Source organism: Pseudomonas sp. GD03875, assembly GCF_029840585.1.
GTDB lineage: Bacteria > Pseudomonadota > Gammaproteobacteria > Pseudomonadales > Pseudomonadaceae > Aquipseudomonas > Aquipseudomonas paralcaligenes.
In genome coordinates this window covers 35,552-58,570 of sequence record NZ_JAOCCV010000013.1, presented here as the reverse complement: position 1 = coordinate 58,570, position 23,019 = coordinate 35,552, and the positions used below count along the sequence as shown (strand labels likewise).

The 23,019-nt window shown below is 69.4% G+C and carries 29 protein-coding genes; 7 read left to right on the top strand and 22 right to left on the bottom strand.

What is annotated here, in order from left to right; translation table 11 throughout:
- Positions 1–64: 64 nt before the first annotated feature.
- Both N5D30_RS13550 and N5D30_RS13545 read left to right on the top strand, forming a co-directional pair.
- A complete protein-coding gene (locus tag N5D30_RS13550; protein WP_220815777.1) occupies positions 65–286 on the top strand; it encodes an AbrB/MazE/SpoVT family DNA-binding domain-containing protein in 222 nt (73 codons plus the stop codon).
- Positions 287–296: 10 nt separating this feature from the next.
- A complete protein-coding gene (locus N5D30_RS13545) occupies positions 297–725 on the top strand; it encodes a type II toxin-antitoxin system death-on-curing family toxin (protein ID WP_279909417.1) in 429 nt (142 codons plus the stop codon).
- 165 nt (positions 726–890) lie between these two features.
- Here the strand turns inward: N5D30_RS13545 and can are convergent, their stop codons facing one another.
- The 4 genes from can to N5D30_RS13525 form a co-directional block, all read right to left on the bottom strand.
- Positions 891–1,517 carry a carbonate dehydratase gene (gene can / locus N5D30_RS13540; protein ID WP_220815775.1) on the bottom strand — a complete coding sequence of 209 codons (627 nt, stop codon included), beginning with the start codon at positions 1,515–1,517 and terminating at the stop codon, positions 891–893.
- An 87-nt stretch (positions 1,518–1,604) separates the two neighbouring features.
- Positions 1,605–2,414 carry a TOBE domain-containing protein gene (locus N5D30_RS13535; RefSeq protein WP_279909415.1) on the bottom strand — a complete coding sequence of 270 codons (810 nt, stop codon included), beginning with the start codon at positions 2,412–2,414 and terminating at the stop codon, positions 1,605–1,607.
- Positions 2,415–2,430: 16 nt separating this feature from the next.
- On the bottom strand, positions 2,431–2,940 hold the full coding sequence (locus tag N5D30_RS13530; protein ID WP_279909414.1) for a nitrogen fixation protein NifQ: 510 nt from the start codon (positions 2,938–2,940) through the stop codon (positions 2,431–2,433).
- A complete protein-coding gene (locus N5D30_RS13525) occupies positions 2,937–3,074 on the bottom strand; it encodes a hypothetical protein (protein ID WP_279909413.1) in 138 nt (45 codons plus the stop codon). The genes N5D30_RS13530 and N5D30_RS13525 overlap by 4 nt, the downstream gene beginning before the upstream one ends.
- 275 nt (positions 3,075–3,349) lie before the next feature.
- Between N5D30_RS13525 and N5D30_RS13520 the strand changes: the two genes are divergently transcribed.
- Together N5D30_RS13520 and N5D30_RS13515 are read left to right on the top strand one after the other, a co-directional pair.
- The gene (locus tag N5D30_RS13520; RefSeq protein WP_279909412.1) at positions 3,350–4,027 is read left to right on the top strand and encodes a Crp/Fnr family transcriptional regulator; all 678 of its coding nucleotides are present in this window, start codon (positions 3,350–3,352) and stop codon (positions 4,025–4,027) included.
- Between the two features lie 27 nt (positions 4,028–4,054).
- Complete coding sequence (locus N5D30_RS13515) at positions 4,055–4,432, top strand: putative zinc-binding protein (protein ID WP_279909411.1); 378 nt, start codon at positions 4,055–4,057, stop codon at positions 4,430–4,432.
- 123 nt (positions 4,433–4,555) lie between these two features.
- Here the strand turns inward: N5D30_RS13515 and N5D30_RS13510 are convergent, their stop codons facing one another.
- The 10 genes from N5D30_RS13510 to norR form a co-directional block, all read right to left on the bottom strand.
- Positions 4,556–5,029 carry an SCP2 sterol-binding domain-containing protein gene (locus N5D30_RS13510; protein WP_279909410.1) on the bottom strand — a complete coding sequence of 158 codons (474 nt, stop codon included), beginning with the start codon at positions 5,027–5,029 and terminating at the stop codon, positions 4,556–4,558.
- The gene (locus N5D30_RS13505; protein WP_279909408.1) at positions 5,026–5,913 is read right to left on the bottom strand and encodes a U32 family peptidase; all 888 of its coding nucleotides are present in this window, start codon (positions 5,911–5,913) and stop codon (positions 5,026–5,028) included. Before N5D30_RS13505 ends, N5D30_RS13510 begins: the two co-directional genes overlap by 4 nt.
- A 7-nt stretch (positions 5,914–5,920) precedes the next feature.
- Positions 5,921–6,916: a U32 family peptidase gene (locus N5D30_RS13500; RefSeq protein WP_279909407.1), complete on the bottom strand. Its 996-nt coding sequence runs from the start codon at positions 6,914–6,916 to the stop codon at positions 5,921–5,923.
- A 100-nt stretch (positions 6,917–7,016) separates the two neighbouring features.
- Positions 7,017–8,249, bottom strand: coding sequence for a gephyrin-like molybdotransferase Glp (gene glp, locus N5D30_RS13495; protein WP_279909406.1), 1,233 nt, complete (start codon positions 8,247–8,249; stop codon positions 7,017–7,019).
- The gene (gene moaB / locus N5D30_RS13490) at positions 8,246–8,800 is read right to left on the bottom strand and encodes a molybdenum cofactor biosynthesis protein B (protein ID WP_279909405.1); all 555 of its coding nucleotides are present in this window, start codon (positions 8,798–8,800) and stop codon (positions 8,246–8,248) included. The genes glp and moaB overlap by 4 nt, the downstream gene beginning before the upstream one ends.
- A gap of 153 nt (positions 8,801–8,953) precedes the next feature.
- Positions 8,954–9,406 (bottom strand): molybdenum cofactor biosynthesis protein MoaE, encoded by a 453-nt coding sequence (locus N5D30_RS13485; RefSeq protein WP_279909404.1) that lies wholly within the window; start codon positions 9,404–9,406, stop codon positions 8,954–8,956.
- 1 nt (position 9,407) lies between these two features.
- Positions 9,408–9,656 carry a MoaD/ThiS family protein gene (locus N5D30_RS13480; protein ID WP_279909402.1) on the bottom strand — a complete coding sequence of 83 codons (249 nt, stop codon included), beginning with the start codon at positions 9,654–9,656 and terminating at the stop codon, positions 9,408–9,410.
- A gap of 17 nt (positions 9,657–9,673) precedes the next feature.
- On the bottom strand, positions 9,674–10,327 hold the full coding sequence (gene pdxH / locus N5D30_RS13475; protein ID WP_279909401.1) for a pyridoxamine 5'-phosphate oxidase: 654 nt from the start codon (positions 10,325–10,327) through the stop codon (positions 9,674–9,676).
- 66 nt (positions 10,328–10,393) lie between these two features.
- Positions 10,394–10,861, bottom strand: coding sequence for a cyclic pyranopterin monophosphate synthase MoaC (gene moaC, locus N5D30_RS13470; protein ID WP_279909400.1), 468 nt, complete (start codon positions 10,859–10,861; stop codon positions 10,394–10,396).
- A 14-nt stretch (positions 10,862–10,875) separates the two neighbouring features.
- Positions 10,876–12,405, bottom strand: coding sequence for a nitric oxide reductase transcriptional regulator NorR (gene norR / locus N5D30_RS13465; RefSeq protein ID WP_220815761.1), 1,530 nt, complete (start codon positions 12,403–12,405; stop codon positions 10,876–10,878).
- A 137-nt stretch (positions 12,406–12,542) separates the two neighbouring features.
- Here norR and ytfE point away from each other — a divergent pair, with 137 nt between their 5' ends.
- The 3 genes from ytfE (at position 12,543) to N5D30_RS13450 (ending at position 15,952) form a co-directional block, all read left to right on the top strand.
- Positions 12,543–13,226: an iron-sulfur cluster repair protein YtfE gene (ytfE, locus tag N5D30_RS13460; protein ID WP_279909399.1), complete on the top strand. Its 684-nt coding sequence runs from the start codon at positions 12,543–12,545 to the stop codon at positions 13,224–13,226.
- Positions 13,219–15,498: a nitric-oxide reductase large subunit gene (locus N5D30_RS13455; RefSeq protein ID WP_279909397.1), complete on the top strand. Its 2,280-nt coding sequence runs from the start codon at positions 13,219–13,221 to the stop codon at positions 15,496–15,498. Before ytfE ends, N5D30_RS13455 begins: the two co-directional genes overlap by 8 nt.
- A gap of 106 nt (positions 15,499–15,604) precedes the next feature.
- Positions 15,605–15,952, top strand: coding sequence for a hypothetical protein (locus N5D30_RS13450; protein WP_279909396.1), 348 nt, complete (start codon positions 15,605–15,607; stop codon positions 15,950–15,952).
- Positions 15,953–15,955: 3 nt separating this feature from the next.
- On the opposite strand, the gene N5D30_RS13445 is transcribed toward N5D30_RS13450, so the two are convergent.
- The 8 genes from N5D30_RS13445 to N5D30_RS13410 form a co-directional block, all read right to left on the bottom strand.
- Entirely contained in the window at positions 15,956–17,200 is a 1,245-nt protein-coding gene (locus N5D30_RS13445; RefSeq protein ID WP_279909394.1) for an acyl-CoA dehydrogenase family protein, read from the bottom strand.
- A gap of 146 nt (positions 17,201–17,346) precedes the next feature.
- Complete coding sequence (locus N5D30_RS13440; protein WP_279909392.1) at positions 17,347–17,736, bottom strand: immunity 22 family protein; 390 nt, start codon at positions 17,734–17,736, stop codon at positions 17,347–17,349.
- A 242-nt stretch (positions 17,737–17,978) separates the two neighbouring features.
- Entirely contained in the window at positions 17,979–18,323 is a 345-nt protein-coding gene (gene imm45, locus N5D30_RS13435; RefSeq protein WP_279909390.1) for an Imm45 family immunity protein, read from the bottom strand.
- A gap of 104 nt (positions 18,324–18,427) precedes the next feature.
- Positions 18,428–18,835, bottom strand: a complete 408-nt coding sequence (locus N5D30_RS13430; RefSeq protein ID WP_279909389.1) for a hypothetical protein — start codon at positions 18,833–18,835, stop codon at positions 18,428–18,430.
- Positions 18,836–19,005: 170 nt separating this feature from the next.
- On the bottom strand, positions 19,006–21,099 hold the full coding sequence (locus N5D30_RS13425) for a TonB-dependent receptor (RefSeq protein ID WP_279909388.1): 2,094 nt from the start codon (positions 21,097–21,099) through the stop codon (positions 19,006–19,008).
- 30 nt (positions 21,100–21,129) lie between these two features.
- Positions 21,130–21,573, bottom strand: coding sequence for a hypothetical protein (locus N5D30_RS13420; protein ID WP_220815752.1), 444 nt, complete (start codon positions 21,571–21,573; stop codon positions 21,130–21,132).
- On the bottom strand, positions 21,570–22,259 hold the full coding sequence (locus tag N5D30_RS13415; protein ID WP_279909387.1) for an ATP-binding cassette domain-containing protein: 690 nt from the start codon (positions 22,257–22,259) through the stop codon (positions 21,570–21,572). Before N5D30_RS13415 ends, N5D30_RS13420 begins: the two co-directional genes overlap by 4 nt.
- Complete coding sequence (locus N5D30_RS13410; protein WP_220815750.1) at positions 22,252–23,019, bottom strand: ABC transporter permease subunit; 768 nt, start codon at positions 23,017–23,019, stop codon at positions 22,252–22,254. The genes N5D30_RS13415 and N5D30_RS13410 overlap by 8 nt, the downstream gene beginning before the upstream one ends.

Here is a 23,019-nt window from a genome sequence, read left to right as displayed (position 1 = left end):
GGGGAAGCGTTGCGGGCGGCCGAGCCTGGTTATACCATTCGTTATAACCAACCCCGGAGGCACCATGAAACTCAAGATCAGCGCCATCGGCAATTCCGCCGGCGTCATCCTGCCCAAGGAAATCCTCGCCCGCCTGCGCCTGGAGAAAGGCGACGAGCTATATGTGCTCGAGACGCCGGACGGCATCAAGCTCACCGTGTTCGATCCGACCCTGGCCGAGCAGATGGATGTGGCGGAGCAGATCATGCGCGAAGACCGCCAGGTACTGCACAAGCTGGCCCAGTGAGGATCGCCCGATGATCGTCTGGATCGGCAAGACCCTGGCATTGGCCATCCACGACCGCCAGTTGTCCGAGCATGGCGGCGGCAGCGGCGTGCGCGACGAGGCCCTGCTCGACTCCGCCCTGGCGCGCCCGCAGCAGCGCCATGCCTATGGCGAGCCGCCGCCGGACATGGCCGACCTGGCCGCCAGCCTGGCCTACGGCCTGGCGCGCAACCATCCCTTCGTCGATGGCAACAAGCGTACGGCGCATGTTTGCTACCGGGTTTTCCTGCAACTCAACGACTGCACCCTGGTTGCCACCGATGAAGAGAAGTACGCGGCCATGATCGGCCTGGCCGAAGGCTCGCTCGACGAAGCCGAGTTCGCCCGCTGGCTGCGCGAGCGCATCGTCATCGACATTCCGCCCGGGAAGGTGCAGGAAACGACCGGGCGCTACGGCTGAAAGAAGGCTCTGCCACCGTTACGTGCGGGTTGCGCGATCCTGCTTTGCGGGAATGGCTGGGCGGCATGCCGATTGGCCGCGACATTCGCGGATGAATCCGCTCCCACAAGGTGTGCGACAGCGGACGCGAACATAGCCTGCAGGAAGCCCGGCGCCCCCGGGACGTCACTGGTCGTAGAGAAAGGTGCTGTCCAGCTGCGCGGCACTGTTCACCGTCACCCGCAGGTCCTTCACCAGGCCGTCGCTCAGGCCGTAGATCCAGCCGTGCACGGCCAGCCGGTGGCCGCGGCGCCAGGCGTTCTGCACGATGGTGGTGTGGCAGACGTTGCGCACCTGGCGCTGCACGTTCAGCTCGCACAGCAGGTCGACCTGCCGTTCCGGGTCCAGCCCCTCGAAGCGCGGCAGGTTCTGGTGATACAGCGCCTTGAGCGCGCGCAGCCAGTTGTCGATCAGCCCCAGTTCCTCGTGCCCCAGCGCGGCGCGCACGCCGCCGCAGCCGTAGTGGCCGCAGACGATCACCTGGCCCACCTGCAGTACGTCGACGGCGTACTGCAGCACGGACAGGAAGTTCATGTCCGTGGCCACCACCATGTTGGCCACGTTGCGGTGCACGAACAGCTCGCCCGGCATCAGCCCCACCACCTCGTTGGCCGGCACCCGGCTGTCCGAGCAACCTATCCAGAGGAATTCCGGCCGCTGCTGGCGGGCCAGGCGGGCGAAGAAATCCGGATCGCGCGCCCGCAGCGATTCCGCCCAGTAACGGTTGTTGGCCAGCAACTGCTCCACGTCCACGCCCGATCCTCCACGGCATTCGTCCCGTGGCGGAATAGCACGCGGTCCGGCGCGCGGACTTGTCCGGAATCAAGCCCGGCCGGAGGCTCAGGCGGGCACGCCGAGGATCACGCTGGAAGCCTTGAAGATCGCGGTGATCTCCTGCCCCGGCTGCAGGCCGAGCGCCTCGCCGCTCTCGTGGGTAATGATCGCCGCCACGGTCGGCCCCGCCGGCAGCTCGATCACCACCTCGGTGCTGACCGCCCCCAGCTGCACCCGCGCCACCACGCCGCGCAGGCGGTTGCGGGCTGAGAAGCGCGCGCCCTCGTCGTCGGCAACGAGGATGATCGAGGACGACTTGATCAGCGCGAAGGCCTCGCAGCCCGGCGCCAGCCCCAGCGCCTCGGAACTGTCGTGGGTGATCACGGCGACGATCTTCACGCCGTCGGCCACCGCCAGCTCCACCTCGTCGTTGACGGCGCCGCGCCGGACCTGGGTTACGGTTCCGAAGAACTGATTGCGTGCACTGCTCTTCATACTCATCCGCCTGACCAGTAGATAGTCGTCGGCAATGCCTTCGGCCTGCCGTCCCAGTTGCTCCACGAAACGCTGGTGCTCGCGCTCGATCAGGCGGAAGTTCTCCACCAGGCGCTCGCCGCGCGGGGTCAGGCGCGTGCCGCCGCCGCCCTTGCCGCCGACCAGGCGCGCCACCAGCGGCTCGCCGGCCAGATTGTTCATGGTATCGATGGCGTCCCAGGCGGCCTTGTAGCTCATGCCCAGGGACTTGGCCGCCCGGGTGATGGAGCCGCACTCGGCGACCCTGGCCAGCAGCGCCACGCGGCCCCGGCCACCGAAGTTCTCGCCGGCGACCGTCATCCACAGCGAACCGTGCAGCTGGATCGAGTTGTCCTTGTCCATCCGTGCCTCCCGGGCCTCAAACGACAGGCCGCAAGCATACCGGCAAAGCCGCCGCGCCATGCTCCGATTCGGCGAAAAGGAAACGCTTCCAGCATCCGCCGGCGGCGTTGCGCCGGTACAGCGGCGGGAAGTACAGCACCATGAACCAGTCCAGCTCCTCCCGGTGCCTCAACCCGAGGTCCTGCCACAGCTCCCGGTGGCCGAAGCAGGCGGCTGCCAGTGCCCTCGCCAGGTAATCGGACAGGTCCTCGGCCAGCTCCCGGTGGCCATGCTCGCGCAGCAACGCCGCCATCGGCGCGAACTGCAGCGGTGCGATGCCGATGCGCACATAGCAGCCCTCCGGCACCATCGGCGCCTGCGCCAGCACGGGAAAACGGCGGCGCAGCATCGCCCGCTGCTCGGTCTGCGCCAGGCCCAGGGTCCAGGCGAACAGCGGCAGGTCGCCGCCCTGGGCGCCACTCAGCACCGCGCTCACCGCTCGGACGGCCGGGCCTTCCATCGCCGGGTTGCGCGCCTGCGCGTTCATGCGGCGACCCTGTCCACGGCGACTTCGACATGGCGCAGCGCGATGCGGCCCTCGCCCTGCCCCGACGCCATGCCTGGGTTGCCGGAGAGCAGCAGTCCGCCGCGCCTCGGGCGCCCGATGCCTCTCGCTTTCATCCGCTTGCCTCCCAACCCGTAATAGCAACTTGGATATAACGCTACGCAATGGCGCCCCGGACAGAACTGACCAGAATCAAGAACGGGAAAAATCGCTCCTCGGTTCGAGAGAACTTGATGGGCATCAAGGCCACGGAACGACAGTCGCCTATTGTCGGCGGTATCTCCCCGGCCGCACGCCCGATCCTCCTGCATCTGCCTCTTTGGAGGTAGCGCCATGGAGGAATGTGAAGCGCACCGGCACCTCCCTACCATGCAAGGCAAGGAGGTGGCCCATGCTCACCGATTTCTCGACACAGGCGTTTCTGCGCCGGCATCACTTGTTCGATCGGCTGCCGGAGTCCGTATTCCAGGAGGTCTGCTGCCTGGCGATCCACCGGCGGCTAGAGGCGGGTTCGGTGCTCTTCCACCAGGGCGACGTGGCGGACCGTTTCTACCTGCTGCTGCAGGGCCAGGTGACGCTGACCCGGGTGCTGCCCGAAGGCCAGGAGAAGCTGGTGGAGGTGATCGCCCCCGGCCAGAGTTTCACCGAGGCGCTGCTGTTCAGCGGCACCCGCCACTACCCGGACACCGCCAGCGCATTCAAACAGAGCAGCCTGATCAGCATCGACGGCGCCCACTACCGCCGGGTGCTGGAAGAACAGCCCATGGCCTGCCTGGAGCTGCTGACCAGCCTCAGCATCCGCCTGAACCAGCGCCTGGCCGAGATCGACACCCTGGCCCTGGGCAACGCCAGCCGCCGGGTCGTCCGCTACCTCTGCCAGGAGCAGGAAACGGACGGTGGGCAGATCCGCCTGAGCGTGCCGAAACGCCTGATCGCCTCGCAGCTCGGCATCCAGCCGGAGACCTTCTCGCGCATCCTGCACCGCATGATCGACGCGGGCCTGATCGCCATGGAGCGCCGCGTGATCCGGGTGCTCGACCGTCCCAGCCTGGTCAGCTACCAGGAGTAGCGCAGCGCCCCCGAGCAGGAGAGCAACATGTCAGACTCGAAACTGCCCCTGGTGTACTCCTGCTCCGGCTGTTCCAACGTCGCCCAGCTCGCCAACACCCTGGCCGTGCGCCTAGACCGTGCGGGGCTGGCCGAGATGTCGTGCATCGCCGGCGTCGGCGGGCGCGTGGCCTCGCTGGTCAGCAAGGCCAACAGCGGCCGACCGATCCTGGCCATCGACGGCTGCGTGCTGCAGTGCGTGCGCGGCTGCCTCGGCCAGCACGGCGTGCAGCCCAGCGTCCACCTGATCCTCAGCAAGCAGGGGCTGAAGAAGCGCTATGGCGAGGATTTTGACGGCGAGACGGTCGACGAGGCCTATCTGGAGGTGGTGAAGCTGCTGGATGGCGATGCCATGCGGAACGACTGAGCGCCTCAGTACCTGTGGGAGCGGCCTTGGCCGCGATGCTTCTTTGCTGTTCCATTCGCGGCCAAGGCCGCTCCCACAAGAGCAAGAGCCAAGTCAGCTTCTGCTCTGGGAAGCAGCAGGCTCTCAACCAGCAGCCTGCCTCACCGTCTCGCCCATCTGCCGGAGCAACTGCCACAGCCTGGGCGGCAGCTGTTCCGGGTCCAGCCCGTCCAGCAGGTTCTTCACCCCCAGCCCCAGGTCCGTGTCGCCCTCGATCACCAGGCGTCGGCGGAAGAACAGGGTGTCCGGGTCCTCCTGGCGGCTGGCCAGCAGCAGGAAATCGCGCCAGTTACCGCGGATGCAGACATCCGCCGCCCCCCGCTCCTCAACTCGCAGGCGGGCGCCGGCGCAGGTCAGGCACCAGGCCAGGCCGAGGTCGGACACCTCCAGGCGCAGCCAGCGCCCCTCCAGCAGGTCGAAGGCGCCCTCCGCCAGCGGCTCGGCGAACAGGCTGGCGGCGACCCGCTGCACCAGTTCGCGCTGCACCGCGAACGGCACGTGCCGCCCCAGCGGCAGCAGCGGTTCGGCGATGCGCAAGGCCAGGTGCGCCAGGCTCATAGCCCTGTCTCCTCGACGCGCAGCATGCCCGGCTGGCCATGCCAGTAGCCGTTGCAGCCGTCCACCGCCAGGGGCGGCATCGAGCCGGCCCTGACCTCGGCGAACGCCTGGACGACCTCCACCATGCCCTCGTGGCGCGGGCTGAGGCGCAGCACGTCGATGCCGCTGGCGGCCAGCGCCGGATAGTCGGGCAGCAGGTTGCACACCTCGGCGGACATGGTCTGGATGCCGTTCAGGGTGAACAGCGGCTGGCGCTCCTGGCTGTACAGCGGGATGCCTTCGGGGTAGTTCAGGCAGCAGAAGCGGCAGTCGTCCTTCGGCCGGTTCTCGGCCCGCGCGGTGAAGCAGCGCGCCGAGTAGGCCAGGGGCAGGTGGCCATAGGCGAACAGCTCCACCTCGGGCCGCGGGCGGCCCAGCAGGTCGAGCTGCTGCAGGCAGTCCTGCAGCAGGCGGCGCGAACACTCCACCGGCGGCACCCAACGGCGCAGGCCGCATGCGATCAGCTCGTCCAGGGCGTGGGCGTTGTACAGGTTGAGCGCCGGCCCGGCCACGAACGGCGTGCGGCGCTCGTGCAGCAGTTGCACGGCGCCCATGTCGTTGGCCTCGACCAGCAGCTCGCCGTTGTCGCACAGGCGCTTCAGGCTGGACAGCTCGGACGCGGCCTCGACCAGAGTCAGGCCGGACAGCACCAGTTCGGCGCGGGTGCACTCGCGCAGCTCGCGGGCCAGGCCCAGCCAGTGATCGAGGGACATGGCCCGGCGCTTGGAGCAGACCGTCTCCCCCAGGTAGATGATGTCCAGCGGCTGCTCCGCCATCTCGGCGTAGAAATCCAGCAGCCTGTCGCGGCCCCAGTAGAACAGCACGGGCCCAAGACTCAATTTCATGACGACCTCACTGCCAGGATCGGTGGTAGGCGCCCAGGGTGGTCTGGCTGCCTTCGGAAAGCCCGTCCAGCGCCTTGCGCCAGTGCTCCTGCACGGCGAACCGCCGGGGCTCGCGGGCGTGGGCGTCCAGCGCCTCGCGCCACACCCGCGTCACCTGCTCCACATAGGCGGGGCTGCGCTGGCGGCCCTCGATCTTCACCGCGGCGATGCCCATGGCGGCCAGCTCGGGGATCAGGTCCAGGGTGTTCAGGCTGGTGGATTCCTCCAGCGCGTGGAAGCGCTGGTCGTCCACCAGGAAGCGGCCCTTGCACAGGGTCGGGTAGCCGGCGGCCTCCTCGGGGGAGTAGCGGTCGATCAGCACGCCGCCCAGGCGCGAACTCAGGCCCCGGGCGTCCTCCTGCCAGCGCACGGCCTTGGCCGGCGAGCACACGCCGCAGAGGTTGGGCGACTCGCCGGTGACGTAGGACGACAGGTGGCAGCGGCCCTCGGCCATGATGCACAGGCTGCCGAAAGCGAACACCTCCAGCGGCAGCGTGCACTTCTCCGCCAGCTGGCGCACCTGGGCCAGCGACAACACCCGCGGCAGCACGGCCCGGCGCACGTTGTAGCGCTGCTGGTAGAAGGCCAGCGCGGCCGCGTTGGTGGCCGAGCCCTGTACCGACAGGTGCAGGTTCAGGTCCGGATGACGCCGGCTGGCGTAGGCCAGCACGCCCGGGTCCGCGGCGATCAGGGCGTCGACGCCCAGGTCCGCCGCGCGGTCCACGGCGCGCTGCCAGCGCGCCCAGCCATCGGGCTGGGCGTAGGTGTTGACCGCCACGTACAACTGGCGCCCCGCCCGGCGGATCAGCTGCAGGCCGGTGTCCAGCTGCCGCTCGTCCAGGTTGAGGCCCGCGAAGTGGCGGGCGTTGGTGTCGTCGCGAAAGCCGACGTAGATGGCATCCGCGCCTTGCTGCAGCGCAGCCTTGAGGGCGGGCAGACTGCCCGCCGGACATACCAGGTGCATGGGTCGACCTCGGTGTATTCGGTTGCGGCGCCCACTCTCCGGCAGCGGGCCCATGCGTGCCTTGATTGCAATCAAGCCGCCGCCGTAGAGCGTCGTCCGCTCAACCCAGCAGCGTGTCGAGCGCCAGGAAATCCACGGGTTCGCCCCGCGCCAGGGTGCGCCCCGCCTCGACGATCGCCAGCCCCTCGGCCCAGCACAGGCCGGTCAGCATGGCGGAGCCCTGCTTGGCGTGAGGCACCACCTCCAGCCCGTTCAGGCCCTCCTCCAGCCGCGCCCGCAGGTACTGGCGCCGACCATTGGCCGTGGGCCAGTTGAAGCCGGCGGCGATGGGGATGGCGCGCGGCAGCACGTCGCGGCGCCCCTGGGCCTTGAGCAGGAACGGGCGCGCCACCACCAGCGCGGTGAGCAGCGCCGCCACCGGATTGCCGGGCAGGCCGAGCCACGGCGTGCCACGCACCCATCCGAACGCGAACGGCTTGCCGGGCTGGATGGCCAGGCGCCACAGGTTCAGTTCGCCCAGCTCGCGCACCGCCTGCTTGAGATGGTCCTCCTCGCCGACCGACACGCCGCCGGAGGTCATCAGCACGTCACATTCCGCGGCGGCCTGGCTCAGCGCATCGCGGCTTGCCGCCAGGTCGTCGATCAGCACCCCGCATTCCTCGACCTCCAGGCCCAGGCTGCGCAGCGCACCCGTCAGGCTGTAGCGATTGGCGTTGTAGATCTGCCCGGGCAGCAGGACCTCGCCCGGCTCGCGCAATTCGTCACCACTGCTCAGCAGGCCGACCCGCAGGCGCTGGTGCACCACCACCTCGGGCACGCCCAGGCTGGCCAGCAGGCCCAGCGCGGGCGCCCGCAACCGCTGGCCGGCGGCGAAGATCAGCGCGCCGCGGTCGAACTCCTCGCCGCGCCGGCGCACGTGGGCGCCCGGCCGGCAGGGTTCCAGCCAGACGCCATCGCCCTCGGCCCGGGCCTGCTCCTGGGGCACCACGGCATCGGCGCCGTCCGGCAGCGGCGCGCCGGTGAAGATGCGCACCGCATGGCCGGGTGGCAGGCTCGCCTGCCCCGTGTCCCCCGCCGCGATGCGCCCCGCCAGGGGCAGGCGCCCGCCCTGCTCGGGCAGGTCGCGGGCGCGCAGGGCGTAGCCGTCCATGGCGCTGTTGTCCCAGGCCGGCATCGGCCGCAGCGCATGGATCGGCTCGGCCAGGGTCAGGCCCTGTGCCTGCTCCAGCGGCACCCAGGCCGGCGGCGGCGGATTCGGCGCCCGCTCCAGCAGCTCGGCGATGGCCTCGTCGACCGGGCGCAGGCCGCCCTGGTCGCAACCGCAGCCGCTCATGACCGGCTCCCGCACATGGCCGCCGGCTGGTCGGCCAGGCGCTTCAGGTGAGGCACGAAATTGCAGGGACGGGTGCGGCTGTCCAGCTGCTCGACGAGAATGCCGTCCCAGGCGGTGCGGCACGCCCCTGGCGAACCGGGCAGGCAGCACACCAGGGTGCCGTTGCTGATCCCGGCCAGGGCGCGCGACTGCACGGTGGAGGTGCCGATCTCGGCCAGGGACAGCTGGCGGAACAGCTCGCCGAAGCCATCCACCGTCTTGTCCAGCAGCGGCGCCACGGCCTGCGGCGTGTTGTCCCGGGCGGTGAAACCGGTGCCGCCGGTGAGCAGCACCACCTGCACCAGCGGGTCGGCGATCCAGGCACACAGCCGGGCGCGGATCAGCCAGATGTCGTCCTGCACCAGCGCCCGCTCGTAGAGGGCGTGCCCCGCCGCTTCCAGCGCCTCGGCCAGGGTCTGCCCGGAGGTGTCCGTGGCCAGCGTGCGCGTATCGCTGATGGTCAGCACCGCGATGCGCAGTGCCTGGAATTCGACGTTCGACAAGTGAGCCATGACCGCAACCTCCCGGATGATCTGGCGGCAGACTGCGCCTGTCGGCCGCCCCCGCCCATTCCCCGATGGAGGTATCACCAGGGTCGGCATGGACCCGGCCTGATCGCGGTCAATCTCCGAAGAGGGACGGACGAAGTCCGGATGAGCCTGCGCTCAGCGGCTCCAGCGGCGCGCCGCAGCCTGGTCGGCGGGACGCGCCTCCACCCACTGGCCGCCCTGCCCGTGCGACTCCTTCTTCCAGAACGGCGCCCGCGTCTTCAGCTGGTCCATGATGTAGGCACAGCCCTCGAACGCGGCCTGCCGGTGGGCACTGCCGACGCCTACGAAGACGATGGATTCGGCCGGCGCCAGCGAGCCGAAGCGGTGCACGATCTCCACCGCCAGCAGCGGCCAGCGCGCGCGGGCCTCGCGCTCGATCGCCAGCAGCGCCTTTTCGGTCATGCCCGGGTAGTGCTCCAAGTACAGCTCGCCGACCGCGCCCTCGTCGTTGAAATCGCGGACCAGGCCGACGAAGACCACCACCGCCCCGGCCCCGCCGCTGTCCCGCTGCAACGCTTCGAGCAGCCCGGCCGGATCGAAGGCCGGCGCCTGCACGCGGACGGCCACCTCAGCCGCCCGTCACCGGCGGGAAGAAGGCGACCTCGTCGCCGTCGCACAGCGCCTGCTCCAGGCCACACAGCTCCTGGTTGCGCGCGCACATCAGGTTGCTCGCGGCCAGCGCGGACCAGGCGCCGCCGCGCGCGACCAGCCACTGGCGCAACTGCCCGACGCTGGCCAGCTCCGGCTGCCAGGCGACGCGCTCGCGGTCCACCCCCAGGCGCTCCCGGTAGCCGGCGAAATAATAGATGTCGAGCATGCTCCATCCTCTCCGAATCAGGGTGCCAGGCATTCCCGGCACCAGCCCTCGGCCACACGCCGGTAGCGCAGGCGGTCGTGCAGGCGATCGGGGCGCCCCTGCCAGAACTCCATTTCGTGGGGGACCAGCCGGTAGCCGCCCCAGTCGGGTGGACGGGGCGGCTCGGTGTCGAGAAAGCGGTACTTGGCCAGGGCCATGCGTGCCTCCAGCTCGCCGCGGCCGCTGATCACCTGGCTCTGTTCGCTGGCCCAGCAGGCCAGCCGGCTGGGCAGCGGGCGGCTGTTGAAGTAGTCGTCGGCCTCGTCGTCGGCGACGCGCCGCACATCGCCCTCGATGCGTAACTGGCGCTCGCAGGACGGCCAGTGGAAAGTCGCCGCCGCCCGCGGGTTGCCCGCCAGTTCCCGCCCCTTGGCGCTGCCGTGGTGGCTGAAGAACACCAGGCCGCGTTCGTCGCAGCCCTTGAGCAGCACCACCCGGCAATGGGGCTGGCCGCGGGCATCGACCGTGGCCAGGAACATCGCGTTGGCCTCGACCGGCGGCCGCTCGCGCACCATCGCCTCATGCAGCCAGCCCTGCAGCAGTTGCAGCGGCGACTCCGGGGCGTTCCGTTCGAGGGGCGCGTCGTTGCCGTATTGCCGGCGCATGCCTCTCAGGTCATCGCTCGTGTGCATGGGCGGCTCTCCGCGGGAAGATGCCGGCAGTCTGTGCGGCGCGCCGATGGCCTGCCTTGACCAAACTCAAGACGCCCGGAAGTACCCCGAGGCGCCGCCACTCTTCTCCAGCAGACGCACGGTCTCGATGACGATGCCGCGGTCCACAGCCTTGCACATGTCGTAGAGGGTCAGCGCGGCGACGCTGGCGGCGGTCAGCGCCTCCATCTCCACTCCGGTCTGCCCGGCCAGCCTGCAGCGCGCCTGGATGCGCACGCCGTCGAGGCCCTCGGCCTCCAGCTCGACCTTGATGCTGGTCAGCAGCAGCGGGTGGCACAGGGGGATCAGCTCATGGGTCCGCTTCGCCGCCTGGATGCCGGCGATGCGCGCCACCGCGAACACGTCGCCCTTGGGGTGGCTGCCGTCGGTGATCATCGCCAGGGTGGCAGGCAGCATCCGCACGCGCGCTTCGGCCAGCGCCTCGCGGGTGGTCGCCGCCTTGTCGGTGACATCCACCATGTTGGCGTGGCCCTGGGCATCGAGGTGGGTCAGCATCGTCATCTCCGTCATCAGATAAGGTTGAGCCGGCGCGCCAGCTTGCGCAGGTTGCTCGGGTCGATCTGCAATGCCCGCGCCGCGGCGGCCCACTTGCCGGCGTTCTGTTCCAGCACGCTCTTGATCAGGTCGCGCTGGTAGCGGTCGACCGCCTGCTGCAGCGACTCCTGCGGCGCCAGCGGCAGCGGCGCGGCGGCCGCCTGGGGCTCGGCCGGCAGCGAGTCCAGCCCCAGCCAGGGCGCCTCGATGCTCAGCAGCGCGGTGCGCGACTCGGCCTGGCTGAGCACCTTCAGCGCGGCGCGGCTGATCACGTGTTCCAGCTCGCGGATGTTGCCCGGCCAGGCGTAGGCCAGCAGCGCGCGCTCGGCATCCGGCGACAGGCGCAGGCAGCGCAGTCCCAGGCGCGCCCGGTTGAGTTCGAGGAAGTGCCCGGCCAGCACCAGCACGTCGCGGCCACGCTCGCGCAGCGGCGGGATATGCACCGGGTAGACGGACAGGCGATGGTAGAGGTCGGCGCGGAAGCGCCCTTCCCTCACCTCCTCCCACAGGCGCCGGTTGGTCGCGGTGATCACCCGCACGTCGACGTGGCGCGGCTGATCGGCGCCGAGGCGCTGGATCTCGCCGCCCTGCAGGGCGCGCAGCAGCTTGGCCTGAATCGACAGCGGCAGTTCGCCGATCTCGTCGAGGAACAGGGTGCCGCCGTTGGCCGCCTCGAAGCGCCCGGCGCGGTCCTGGCCGGCGCCGGAGAATGCGCCTTTGATATGGCCGAACAGCTCGCTCTCGGCCAGGGTCTCCGGCAGCGCCGCGCAGTTGACGTAGACCAGCGGCTTGCGCGCCCGTGGCGAGTGGGCGTGCAGCCAGCGGGCGAACAGTTCCTTGCCGACGCCGGTCTCGCCCTGCAGCAGCACCGGCAGGTCGGAGTCGGCCACCACCGCCAGCTCGTCGAGCAACTGGCGCAGCAGCGGGCTCTCGCCGAGGATCGCGCCCTCGGTCTCGTGGCCGCCCTCCACGGTCTCGCGCCGGGCCAGGCGCAGGCTGCGCACCTCGCCTTCCAGGCGGCTGATGCGCAGCGCGGTCTCGATCATCAGCGCCCAGCGCTGCAGACGGTGGGCCGTGGCGCGGTCGAAGCTGCCGGGGGTCAGCGCGTCGAGGGTGATCGCGCCCCACAGGCGGCCGTCCAGGTACAGGCTCATGCCCATGCAGTCGTGCACCGGCAGCGGCTCGTCGGGGCTGTCCTGCAGCAGGCCGTCGTAGGGGTCGGCGAGTTCGCTGTCGGCGGCGAACTGCAGCGGCTCGCGCTGGGCCAGAATCTGCGCCAGACGCGGATGGCGCGCCAGCAGGAAGCTGCGCCCGAGCGCCTCGTGGGCCAGGCCGACCGCCGCCTGGGGTCGCAGGCTCTCGCCATCCAGGCGCAGCAGCACCACCGCGCTGCAGGCAAACTCTTCGCGCAGGCTGACCACCAGCCGCTGCAGGCGGATCGCCGTCGGCAACTCGCCGTTGAGGTCGGCCAGCAGGGCATTCTGCAGCGGGGTCAAATCTACCATTTCGGGTATCCATTACCTGATCCGTGACAGGTAAATTAAACCCGCTCGCCGCGCAAACCCTTGATTTGCGTCAACCCGGACGACGGCACGCGGTTTGCGATGGAGGTATCGGACCTAGCCCGATAAGGAGACCCTCCATGGCCGCCCAACTGCTCGACGACACGCTCGGCAATCTGGCCTGCAACCTGCCCGGCGCCACCCGGGTATTCCACGAATTCCACCTGGACTTCTGCTGCGGCGGCGCCAAGAGCCTGCGCCAGGCGGCCCGGGAGCGCGGCATCGACGCCGGCGAAGTGGCGGCCCGCCTGCTCGCCCTCGACCCGCAGGACGCGGGCGGGGAAACCTGGCGCGAGGCCGCGCCGGCGCAGCTGATCGACCATGTTCTGACCCGCTACCACACCATCCACCGCCAGCAGCTGCCGGAGCTGATCCGCCTGGCCGCGCGGGTGGAGCAGGTGCACGGCCGCCGCGAGGAATGCCCGAACGGCCTCACCGAGCTGCTGATGGAGATGCAGCAGGAGCTGGAAAGCCACATGCAGAAGGAGGAGCAGGTGCTGTTCCCGATGATCCTGCGTGGCGCCGGCGCCATGGCCGGCGGGCCGATCTCGGTGATGCGCTTCGAGCACGACCAGCACGGCGAGTCCCTGGAGCGGCTCGCCGAACTCACCGACGACATCCGCGCCCCGGCCGGCGCCTGCAACACCTGGCAGGCGCTGTATCGCGGCCTCAACGAACTGCGCGTGGACCTGATGCAGCACATCCACCTGGAGAACAACCTGCTGTTCCCGCGTGCGCTGGGCATGGAGGTGAGCCATGGGTGAGTACCGCAAGCTCTGGTGGACGCTGATCGCCGTGCTCGGTGCTACCTTCTGCCTGCTCGGCTGGTTCGGCCGCGAGGTCTACCGCCAGGCGCCGCCGATTCCCGAGCAGGTGCTGAGCGCGGACGGCGCGGAGCTGTTCGGCGCCGACGACATCCTCGACGGCCAGACCGCCTGGCAGAGTGTCGGCGGCATGCAGCTCGGCTCCATCTGGGGCCACGGCGCCTACCAGGCGCCGGACTGGACGGCCGACTGGCTGCACCGCGAACTGACCGCCTGGCTCGACCTGGCCGCGCAGGACGCCTACGCCAAGCCCTTCGCCGAACTCGACGACGATCTCCAGGCCCTGCTGCGCCAGCGCCTGAAGCGCGAATACCGCGACAACGACGTGGCAGGCGGCGTGCTGGTCCTGAGCGAGCGCCGCGCGGCCGCCGTGCGCCAGACCGCCGACTACTACAACGCCCTGTTCAGTGACGACCCGGCGCTGCAACCGAGCCGCAAGAGCTTCGCCATGAAGGAGAACACCCTGCCCGACGCCGCCCGGCGCGAGCAGATGAGCCGTTTCTTCTTCTGGACCGCCTGGGCGGCCGCCACCGAGCGCCCGGAATCCACGGCGACCTATACCAACAACTGGCCCCACGAGCCGCTGATCGGCAACGTGCCGACCACCGAGAACCTGATGTGGTCGATCGCCAGCGTGATCCTGCTGATCGCCGGGGTGGGCTTCCTGGTCTGGGCCTGGGCCTTCCTGCGCGACCATGAGGAGGAAGAGCCGGTCGTGCCGCCGCAGGACCCGCTGACCCTGGCCGGCCTCACCCCGTCGCAGAAGGCGCTGGGCAAGTACCTGCTGCTGGTGGTCGGGCTGTTCGGCTTCCAGGTCATGCTCGGCGGCGCCACCGCCCACTACACGGTGGAGGGCCAGGACTTCTACGGCTTCCCGCTGTCGCAGTGGTTCCCCTACTCGCTGCTGCGCACCTGGCACATCCAGAGCGCGCTGTTCTGGATCGCCACCGGCTTCCTCGCCGCCGGCCTGTTCCTGGCACCGCTGATCAACGGCGGCAAGGACCCGAAATACCAGAAGCTCGGCGTCGACGTGCTGTTCTGGGCGCTGGTGGTCGTGGTGCTCGGCTCCTTCGTCGGCAACTATCTGGCCATCGCCCAGATCATGCCGGCCGAGTGGAACTTCTGGCTCGGCCACCAGGGCTACGAATACGTCGACCTCGGCCGCCTGTGGCAGATCGGCAAGTTCCTCGGCATCGTGTTCTGGCTGGTGCTGATGCTGCGCGGCATCCTGCCCGCGTTCGCCAAACCGGGCGACAAGAACCTGCTGGCCCTGCTCTCCGCCTCGGTGATCGCCATCGGCCTGTTCTACGGCGCCGGCCTGGCCTACGGCGAGCGCACCCACCTGTCGGTGATGGAGTACTGGCGCTGGTGGGTGGTGCACCTGTGGGTGGAAGGCTTCTTCGAGGTCTTCGCCACCACCGCGCTGGCCTTCGTCTTCTCCAGCATGGGCCTGGTCTCGCGCCGCGCCGCCACCACCGCCAGCCTGGCGTCGGCCTCGCTGTTCATGCTCGGCGGCGTGCCCGGCACCTTCCACCACCTGTACTTCGCCGGCACCACCACGCCGGTGATGGCGGTGGGCGCCACCTTCAGCGCCCTGGAAGTGGTGCCGCTGGTGGTGCTCGGCTACGAGGCCTGGGAGAACTGGCGCCTCAAGGGCCGCGCGCCCTGGATGGAACGGGTCAAGTGGCCGCTGATGTGCTTCGTCGCCGTGGCCTTCTGGAACATGCTCGGCGCCGGTGTGTTCGGCTTCATGATCAACCCGCCGATCTCGCTGTACTACATCCAGGGACTCAACACCACGCCGGTACACGCCCACGCCGCGCTGTTCGGGGTGTACGGCTTCCTCGCCCTGGGCTTCACCCTGCTGGTGCTGCGCTACATCCGCCCGCAACTGGTGTTCAGCGAGCGCCTGATGAAGGTGGCCTTCTGGTGGCTGAACGGCGGCCTGGTGCTGATGATCGTCACCAGCCTGCTGCCCATCGGCATCATCCAGTTCCACGCCAGCGTCAGCGAGGGCCTGTGGTACGCCCGCAGCGAGGCCTTCATGCAGCAGGACCTGCTGCAGACCCTGCGCTGGGTGCGCACCTTCGGCGACGTGGTGTTCATCGTCGGCGCCCTGGCCATGGCCTGGCAGGTGATCAGCGGCTTCTTCTCCCCCACTGCCAGCACCGTGCCGCGGGGCGCGGAAGGAGGTGCCACGACGGTCGGCTGATTATCAAATGACATGTGTTTTGGCTAGGCTCGGCCCGCGTTCGCGGGCCGAGTCATCAAGGCCACTGACTACACTCGGACAGAGGTTTCGCACAGGAGTCGCTCCCATGCAGGCACACAAGCTCATCACCCGGCTCGACACACCCGGCACCACGGCCCTGTGGAAGGTGTTCTGGCTCCACGGCGTACTGCTCAGCCATCTGCTGTTCGGCACCATCCTGCTGCTCTACCAAGCCATCGACAGCACCTCGCTCGCCCTGCTGCTGCTCGGCTTCATCGGCTACACCGCATGGCTGCTGAACGCCATCTGGCGCAACGCCGGCAACGTGCGCGAAGCCATCTACGGCGAGATGGCCCGCTTCCTCACCGTGGCCTGGTCGATCAACGCGGTGCTGGTCTCGGCGTTTCTCCTGCTCGCCCACCTGCAGCCGCTGGGCCACGGCCTGCCTTTCTGAGCGTCACGGCGGCGGCGTGAGGTAGGCCGCGGTATGGCCTCGCCGCTCCGCGCTGGCCTCCAGTTCCCAGCGCGCCAGGCTGCGCAGGTGCACCTCGTCCGGGCCATCGGCGAAACGCAGCGCGCGGCCCTGGGTGTAGAAGTCGGCCAGCGGCGTATCCGGGCTCAGGCCCATGGCGCCGAACACCTGCATGGCGCGGTCCACCACCCGGCACAGCATGCGCGGCACCTGCGCCTTGATCATGGCGATCTCCCGCCTGGCCGCCCTGGCACCCACCGCGTCCAGCATCCAGGCGGTCTTCAGCACCAGCAGGCGCGCCTGCTCGATGTCCAGGCGCGATTCGCCGATCCAGTCGCCGATGTTGGCGTACTGCCCCAGGTGGCGACCGAACACCCGCCGTTCCTGGCAACGCTCCAGCAACAGCTGCAGAGCCAGCTCGGCCATGCCGATGGCGCGCATGCAGTGGTGCACGCGACCCGGGCCCAGGCGGGCCTGGGCCATCATGAAGCCCTCCCCCTCGCGCCCGAGCAGATGATCCAGCGGCACCCGCACGTCGCGCAGAAGAATCTCGGCGTGACCTTCGGGCGACAGGTGGTTGAGCACCGGGATATTGCGCAGCACCTGCACGCCCGGCGCATCGAACGGCACCAGCAACATGCTCTGCTGGCGGTGGGACTCGGCGTCGGGCGCCGTCTTGCCCATCACCACCAGCAGGCGGCACTGCGGATGCGCGGCATTGGTGATGAACCACTTGCGCCCGTTCAGCACGTAGTGGTCGCCGTCACGGCGAATCAGCGTCTGCACGTTGCCGGCGTCCGACGAGGCGACGTCCGGCTCGCTCATGGCGAAGGCCGAGCGCATCTCCCCGTTCAGCAGCGGTTGCAGCCAGCGCCGGCGCTGTTCCGGGCTGGCGAACAGGTGCAGCAGCTCCATGTTGCCGGTGTCCGGGGCGCTGCAGTTGAACACCTCGGAGGCCCAGGGCAGCCGCCCCCTGATCTCCGCCAGCGGTGCGTATTCCAGGTTGCTCAGGCGGGTGCCCGGCTCGTCGGCCTCCAGGGCCGGCAGGAACAGGTTCCACAGCCCCTCGCTGCGCGCCAGGGCCTTGAGATCGTCCATGAAGGACACCGGCAGGCGCCCGTCGCGGGTCTCGGCCAGCCACTGGCCGTGGCGTGGCACCAGGTGGGTGTCCATGAAGTCCTGCAACTGCTGGCGCAGCGCTTCCACTCGCGGGCTGAAGGCAAAGTCCATCGCATCTTCCTCGGGTCGGGATCGGGAACCCCAGCCTAAGGATGGCGGCAGATGCGGCGAAGGATACTGGGCGGCGTGGATGCCCCGGCATCACGCCCTTCGTGAAGGGTGCTCGGCTTGACGCCGGTCATGGCAGTGTCTGCGCCTCACGGGTCGTCGAACGTGCCGATGAAGCGCATGTCGTTGTAGGTCCTGGCCGGCTCGGTCTCGATGAAGGTCGCGTTGCCGTAGTAGCTCAGGGAGTTGCCGCTGACGATGCCCATCGAACGGCACTTCTCGACGATGGCCCGCTCCGTTTCCAGGCCCCGGCAGCCGACCTCCTTGCACAGCTCCTCGATCGGCACCACCACGTTGTCGGCCGTGCCGTAGGTGCCGAACCTGTCGGTATCGATGAAGGTGCAGCCGAAGTCGCGGTGGATACCGCAGTTCGAATCCGGGTCCTCGAGCCCCTCGAAGTACGCGTTGAACTCATCGAAGCTCTTGCTGGTGGTGCCGACCCAGACGGAAATCTTTCCCCGGGTGCCGTCGTCGATCATGCGAATAACCTGTCTGAGTTAACTGTTGTTGCTGAGCTTAGCGACCCTGTGGGAGCGGACTTGTCCGCGAACTGGGCTGACATGACATCAAGGCTTCGCGGCCAAGGCCGCTCCCACAGGAGCACAACACTCGCCAGCAGCACTCAATTGAACCGCTGGCCTTGCCGTTCGAGCGGCTCTTCCAGTTTGGTGGAGATCATGCTCTTGCCACGCATGTGAAACGAGCAAATCAAGAGCCGCTTTCATCCAAGACCACCAACTCCCGGCGGATAGCCCGGACAAACCAGAACCTTCGAAGCATCGGTCTCCGGGTAGACCCACAGCTGCCAGTTGGCCAGCAGCCAGCGCTTGCTGATCGCCTGAACCTGCCCCGCCGCCAACGCCTCGCGAGGCAGTTGGCACCCCCGGTGGCCGGCCTTGTACCCCGTGGTGCAGATCAGCGAGAAACCACTGTCCGAACCGGCATCCGCGACCAGCATGAAATCGACGACATCCTCGAAAGGATGCCGTGCCGGGAACCGGAAGACGCAGCCTCGCCAGAGGTTTTCGTCTTCATGGTCCTGCAGCGGGGTCCAATCGATCTTCATGGCTTGGTGCCTGGTGTTGGCCCAATGGAGTCTCGGATGGCAGCAGCCATCGGCATGCTCGGTTGCGCGTGAAACAAAAGAATGCCCAGTGCTACGCCTTGTCCCTAGCCCTCGGCAGACGGCCTGCGCGCCCCTGCGAGCCATATGGCCAGCACGGCCAGGATGACGGCAAAACTGGCGGCGATGGCTGCGGGTTCGAGGCCAAGCAAGGTCCTACCGATATTGCCGGAGGCAAGGGAACCGCCGTACGAGTCCTCGGTGGCGTGGGCGAACAGGGCGCCGCCCATGACGATGATCGTCAGGACACCGGCGAGCCGGATGCTGCCCCTGATCCAGGCCAGCCACAGGCACAGCGCGCCGGTGGCGCAGTTGGTAGTCAGTTGCCAGACCTCATGCAGCCGCGCATGGGGCGGCCATTCGGGGTTGAAGACGTGGGACGCGTTGATTTCCAGCGCCGGAACGACGATGGCGAATATCGCGACCCCGAGTGTGACCAGAACCCTGGCAAGCATGACTCCCTCCCCATGATGATCGCTCCAGGGACTGCGGCAGCGGGCAATACCTCTCCAGAGAAGGCGCGCGCTGCTGCAAGTCCCTCTGCCGGCGACGCCGGCGTGGTCGGGAGGTTAGCCCGAAGCCGGCGTGCCGGACAATCCGGCACGCCTCCTCCGGGTCCGCGCTGCTAGAAGCGGTAATCCATCCCCACGCTCAGGCTGCGGCCGTTGCCGCTGAGGAAGGTGGGCTGGCTGGCATCGGCGCGGTTGCGGATCACGTAGCTGCTGGCGTAGACCTCGTCGGTCAGGTTGTCGCCCTGCAGGTACCCCGACAGTCCCTCGCTCGCCTTGTAGCTCGCCTTCAGGCCCCACAGCGCGTAACTGTCCTGGTAGTTGCCGCGGGTGTTGGCATGGTCGGTCGGGGTGTCCTGGGGCAGCCAGCGCAGGTTGGGGCCGACGCTCCATGGGCCGCGCCGGTAGAGCAGCTCGGCCGCCAGCAGCTGGCGCGGCACGCCGGCGATCCGGTTGCCGGCGAACTCGCCGCCGCGGAAGCGGAAGTCGCTGAAGGTCCAGGCCAGGCGGTAGGCCAGGTCGCCGCCGAGGCTGGCGGAGGTCGGCAGCAGGCCCTTGAGCCCGGCCTCCACGCCGCGATGGCGGGTGCGCGAGGCGTAGTTGTAGGTGCCGACCTTGACGCCCAGGCTGTCGCTGGTGGAGATCAGCTCGTCCTCCACGTCGCTGTGGTACAGGGACAGGCTCCACTCGTTCGCGCCGACCCGGCCCTGGCCGCCGATCTCGTAGGTGGTGGCGCGCTGCACGTCGAGTTCGACCAGCTGCGCCGTGGCCAGCGCCGGGGCGATCGGCGGGACCTGGCCGGTGACGATCTCCCAGAAGGTCGGCGCCTCGTGGCTGCGGCTGACGTTGGCGTACCAGCGCTGGTTGTCGACTGGGGTCCAGTTCAGGCCGATCTTCGGCGTGGCGTAGTTCCAGCCCTGGTCGAGGCTGGCGCTGCCATCGCGCGAGCGGGCGTCGCGGCTGACGTCGCTCCACTTCACCTCGGTCACCAGGGTCCAGTCGTCGGCCAGGTGCCAGTCCAGGCCGGCCAGCAGGTCGAGGTTGCGCGCCTCCAGGTCGAAGTCGCCGAAGCGCTGCAGGCGCCGGCCGTCCTCGCCGCTGTTGGCGTACAGCTCGCGGGCCATGTCGCTGTGGGACCAGCCGGCACCAAGGCGATAGCCGAACAGGCGCTGCTCGCCTTCGAGGCTCCACTGGGCGCCGAGCGTGTCGCTGTCGGTCAGGGTATGGCTGAGCGGGTCGGTGAAGTCGTCCACCGTGTTCTGCCCGTAGACGCCGAAGCTCTGCTGCCAGCCCTCGCCCTTCCACAGGGTACGGTTGGCGATGCGCAGCTGCTGGGTGTCGCGGTGCGGGTCGCGCCGGTAGATGTTGAGCATGCGGTCCTGCGGGGTGCTGCCGTCGCCCAGCACGCTGCGCGGCTCGTCCTCCAGGCGCGCCTTGGTGATGACGTTGGGGATCTCGAAGGTGAGGTCGCTCCAGGACAGGTAGCTGCGGTTCTCCACGCCATTGCCCAGGTCCAGGCCGAAGTTGCTCTGCACCAGGGTGCGGTGCGAGGCGGAGTGGTGGCGATAGCCATCGTACTCGTCCTGGCTGACGCTGACCCGCGCATCGTGCCCGCCCGCCGCCAGGCCGGCAGCGGCCTGCAGGGCGTAGCGGCCGAAGCTGCCGCCTTCGACGCGCAGGCGACCGGCCTCGTCGGCGCCGGTCAGCGAGCCGAACTCCAGTTCGCCACCCAGGGTGGTGGCGCCGGGACTGCCGGCGTTGGCGCCGCGCCGGGCACCGATCCAGGCGGCGTTGCGTGGTTCCAGCAGGCCGATGACGAAGGAGCCGTCGGCCTCGTTGAGCGGCAGGCCGTCCTGCAGCAACAGCACGCCGCGGTTGACCGGGTTGCTCTGGATGCCCGAGCCGCGGATGTTCAGGCGCGGCTGGTCGGTGCCGCCGAAGAAGTCCTGGATGACCAGGCCCGGCTGGTAGTCCAGCGCATCGCGCAGGGTCGCCAGGCGCGTCTCGGCCTGCGGCTCGGCCAGGTTGGTGCCGCCCGGCACGCGGGCCAGCCGCTCGCGCGCGGCCTCCACGGACTGGCTGGCCGGCGCCTGGCGCTGGCCGCTGATCCGCAGCGGCTCCAGCTCCACGTTGTCGGCGGCCGCGACGGCCAGGGGCAGCGCGCTCAGGATCGCCAGGGGCAGGCGTTTCAAGGTGAAGGATCGACTCATGACACAACTCCGTCAGAACAGGAAATCGGCTCACCAGCTCAGGTAGAACATGCCCTTGGCCAGCAGCACGATGCCGACCATGTGGGTGAACACGCTCAGGTGGATGCGGCGGAAATAGGTGGAATTCATGCGCCCGCTGAACAGCAGGTACATGGCGGTGAAGAAGTGCCCGAGCACGCTCAGGGCGAGGGTGATCTTCAGCGTCAGCAGGGTGCCGAAGGAGGTCGCCAGCGGGTCGGCCAGCAGCGGCAGGTAGCGCACCCAGACCATGCCCAGGCCGGCGCTGAACAGCACCAGCAGCACCCAGGGCATCAGGCGCCGCGCACGCTTGCCGATGCCCTGCTCCACCTCGCGCATCACCGCGGGCGGCACGTGCTTGCGCACGCCTTCGAGGATCAGCACCTCGAAGAACACCGTGCCGATGAAGATCAGCGCGGCGAACAGGTGCAGGGTCAGCAGGATGGGATAGCTCATGGCTGCGGTGCCTCCAGGGTCATCAGGGTCTGGTGGAGCGCGCTGGCCACCTTGTCCGGCGTGCGTCCGGCGGGGTCGAACTCGCGCAGCGCGCCGCCGCTGAGCAGCACGAAGCGGTCGACCAGGCCCACCAGCTCGGCGGGATGGTGGCTGACGCACAGCAGGGCCGCGCCGGAGGCATCGAGCCAGTCGCGGCAGAGTTCGCCGAGGGTCTTGCGCAGGGCGGGGTCCAGCGCGCTGAAGGGTTCGTCGAGCAGCAGCAGGTCCGGCTCCACCGCCAGCGCCCGGGCCAGCGCCACGCGCTGCGCCATGCCACCCGAGAGCTGGTTGGGCCAGGCCCGGGCCTGCTCGCCCAGGCCGACGCGCGCCAGCCACTCGGCGGCCAGGCGCCGCGCCGTCGCCGGGTCGCGGCCGGCCGCGCGCAGGGGGATCTCCAGGTTCTCGGCGACCCGGCACCAGGGCAGCAGGCGCGGCTCCTGGAAGGCCAGCACGGCATGGCGGAAGCTGTTGCCCAGGGTGCCGCGCCGGGCCTTGAGAGTGCCGGCGGCCAGCCGCAGCAGGCTGCTCTTGCCGGCGCCGCTCGGGCCGAGAATGCCGACCCGCTCGCCGGCCCGCACCCGGAAGTCGACGCCGTTCAGCACCGGGCGGCCGCCCAGGCGCAGGTCGATGGCGTGCCAGTCAAGCATGGGCAGGCTCCTGCCAGCGCCCCATGCGCCGTTGCAGCGGCTGCAGCAGGGCGAACTCCAGGCCCGCCACCAGCAGCAGGATCAGCAGGGTCCAGGCGTACAGACCGGCGCTGTCGAAGGTGCTGCGCGCGTTGGCCAGGGCGAAGCCGGCGCCGCTCTCGGCGCCCAGCACCTCGGCCATCACCACCAGGCGCACGCCGCCGCAGGTGGCGATCAGCAGGGCCGCGCCAAGCGGCGCCGCCAGGGCGGGCACATAGAGATGACGCAGCTTCTGCCACGGCCCGAAGCGGTAGACCCGGGCCATCTCCAACAGGCCGCGGTCCACCATCAGCATGCCCTTGACCGTGTTCACGTACATGCCGGGCGCCAGCATCAGCACACTGATGAACACCACCATCGCCGAGCCCAGGCCGAACCAGAGCATGGCCAGCACGACCACCACCACCGGCGGTGTGGCCATCAGCAGCCAGCGCAGCGGCTCCAGCAGGCCGCGCAGGCGCGCATCCAGCCCCGCCAGCAGGCCCAGGCAGAAACCGAGCAGGCAGCCCAGGCCGACGCCCAGGCCAATACGCAGCAGGCTGGCGCCGGCGTGCAGGCGGAAGTCGGCCTCGAACGGCAGCCGCCACATGGCGTCCAGCGTCTGCAGCGGGGTGGCCATCAGTAGCGGGCCGAGGCGCATCGCCAGCAGCTGCCAGCCGAGCAGGATCAGTGCGCCGCCGAGCAGCGCCCAACGCCGGGAGGTGGGTCGGATATCGTTCAT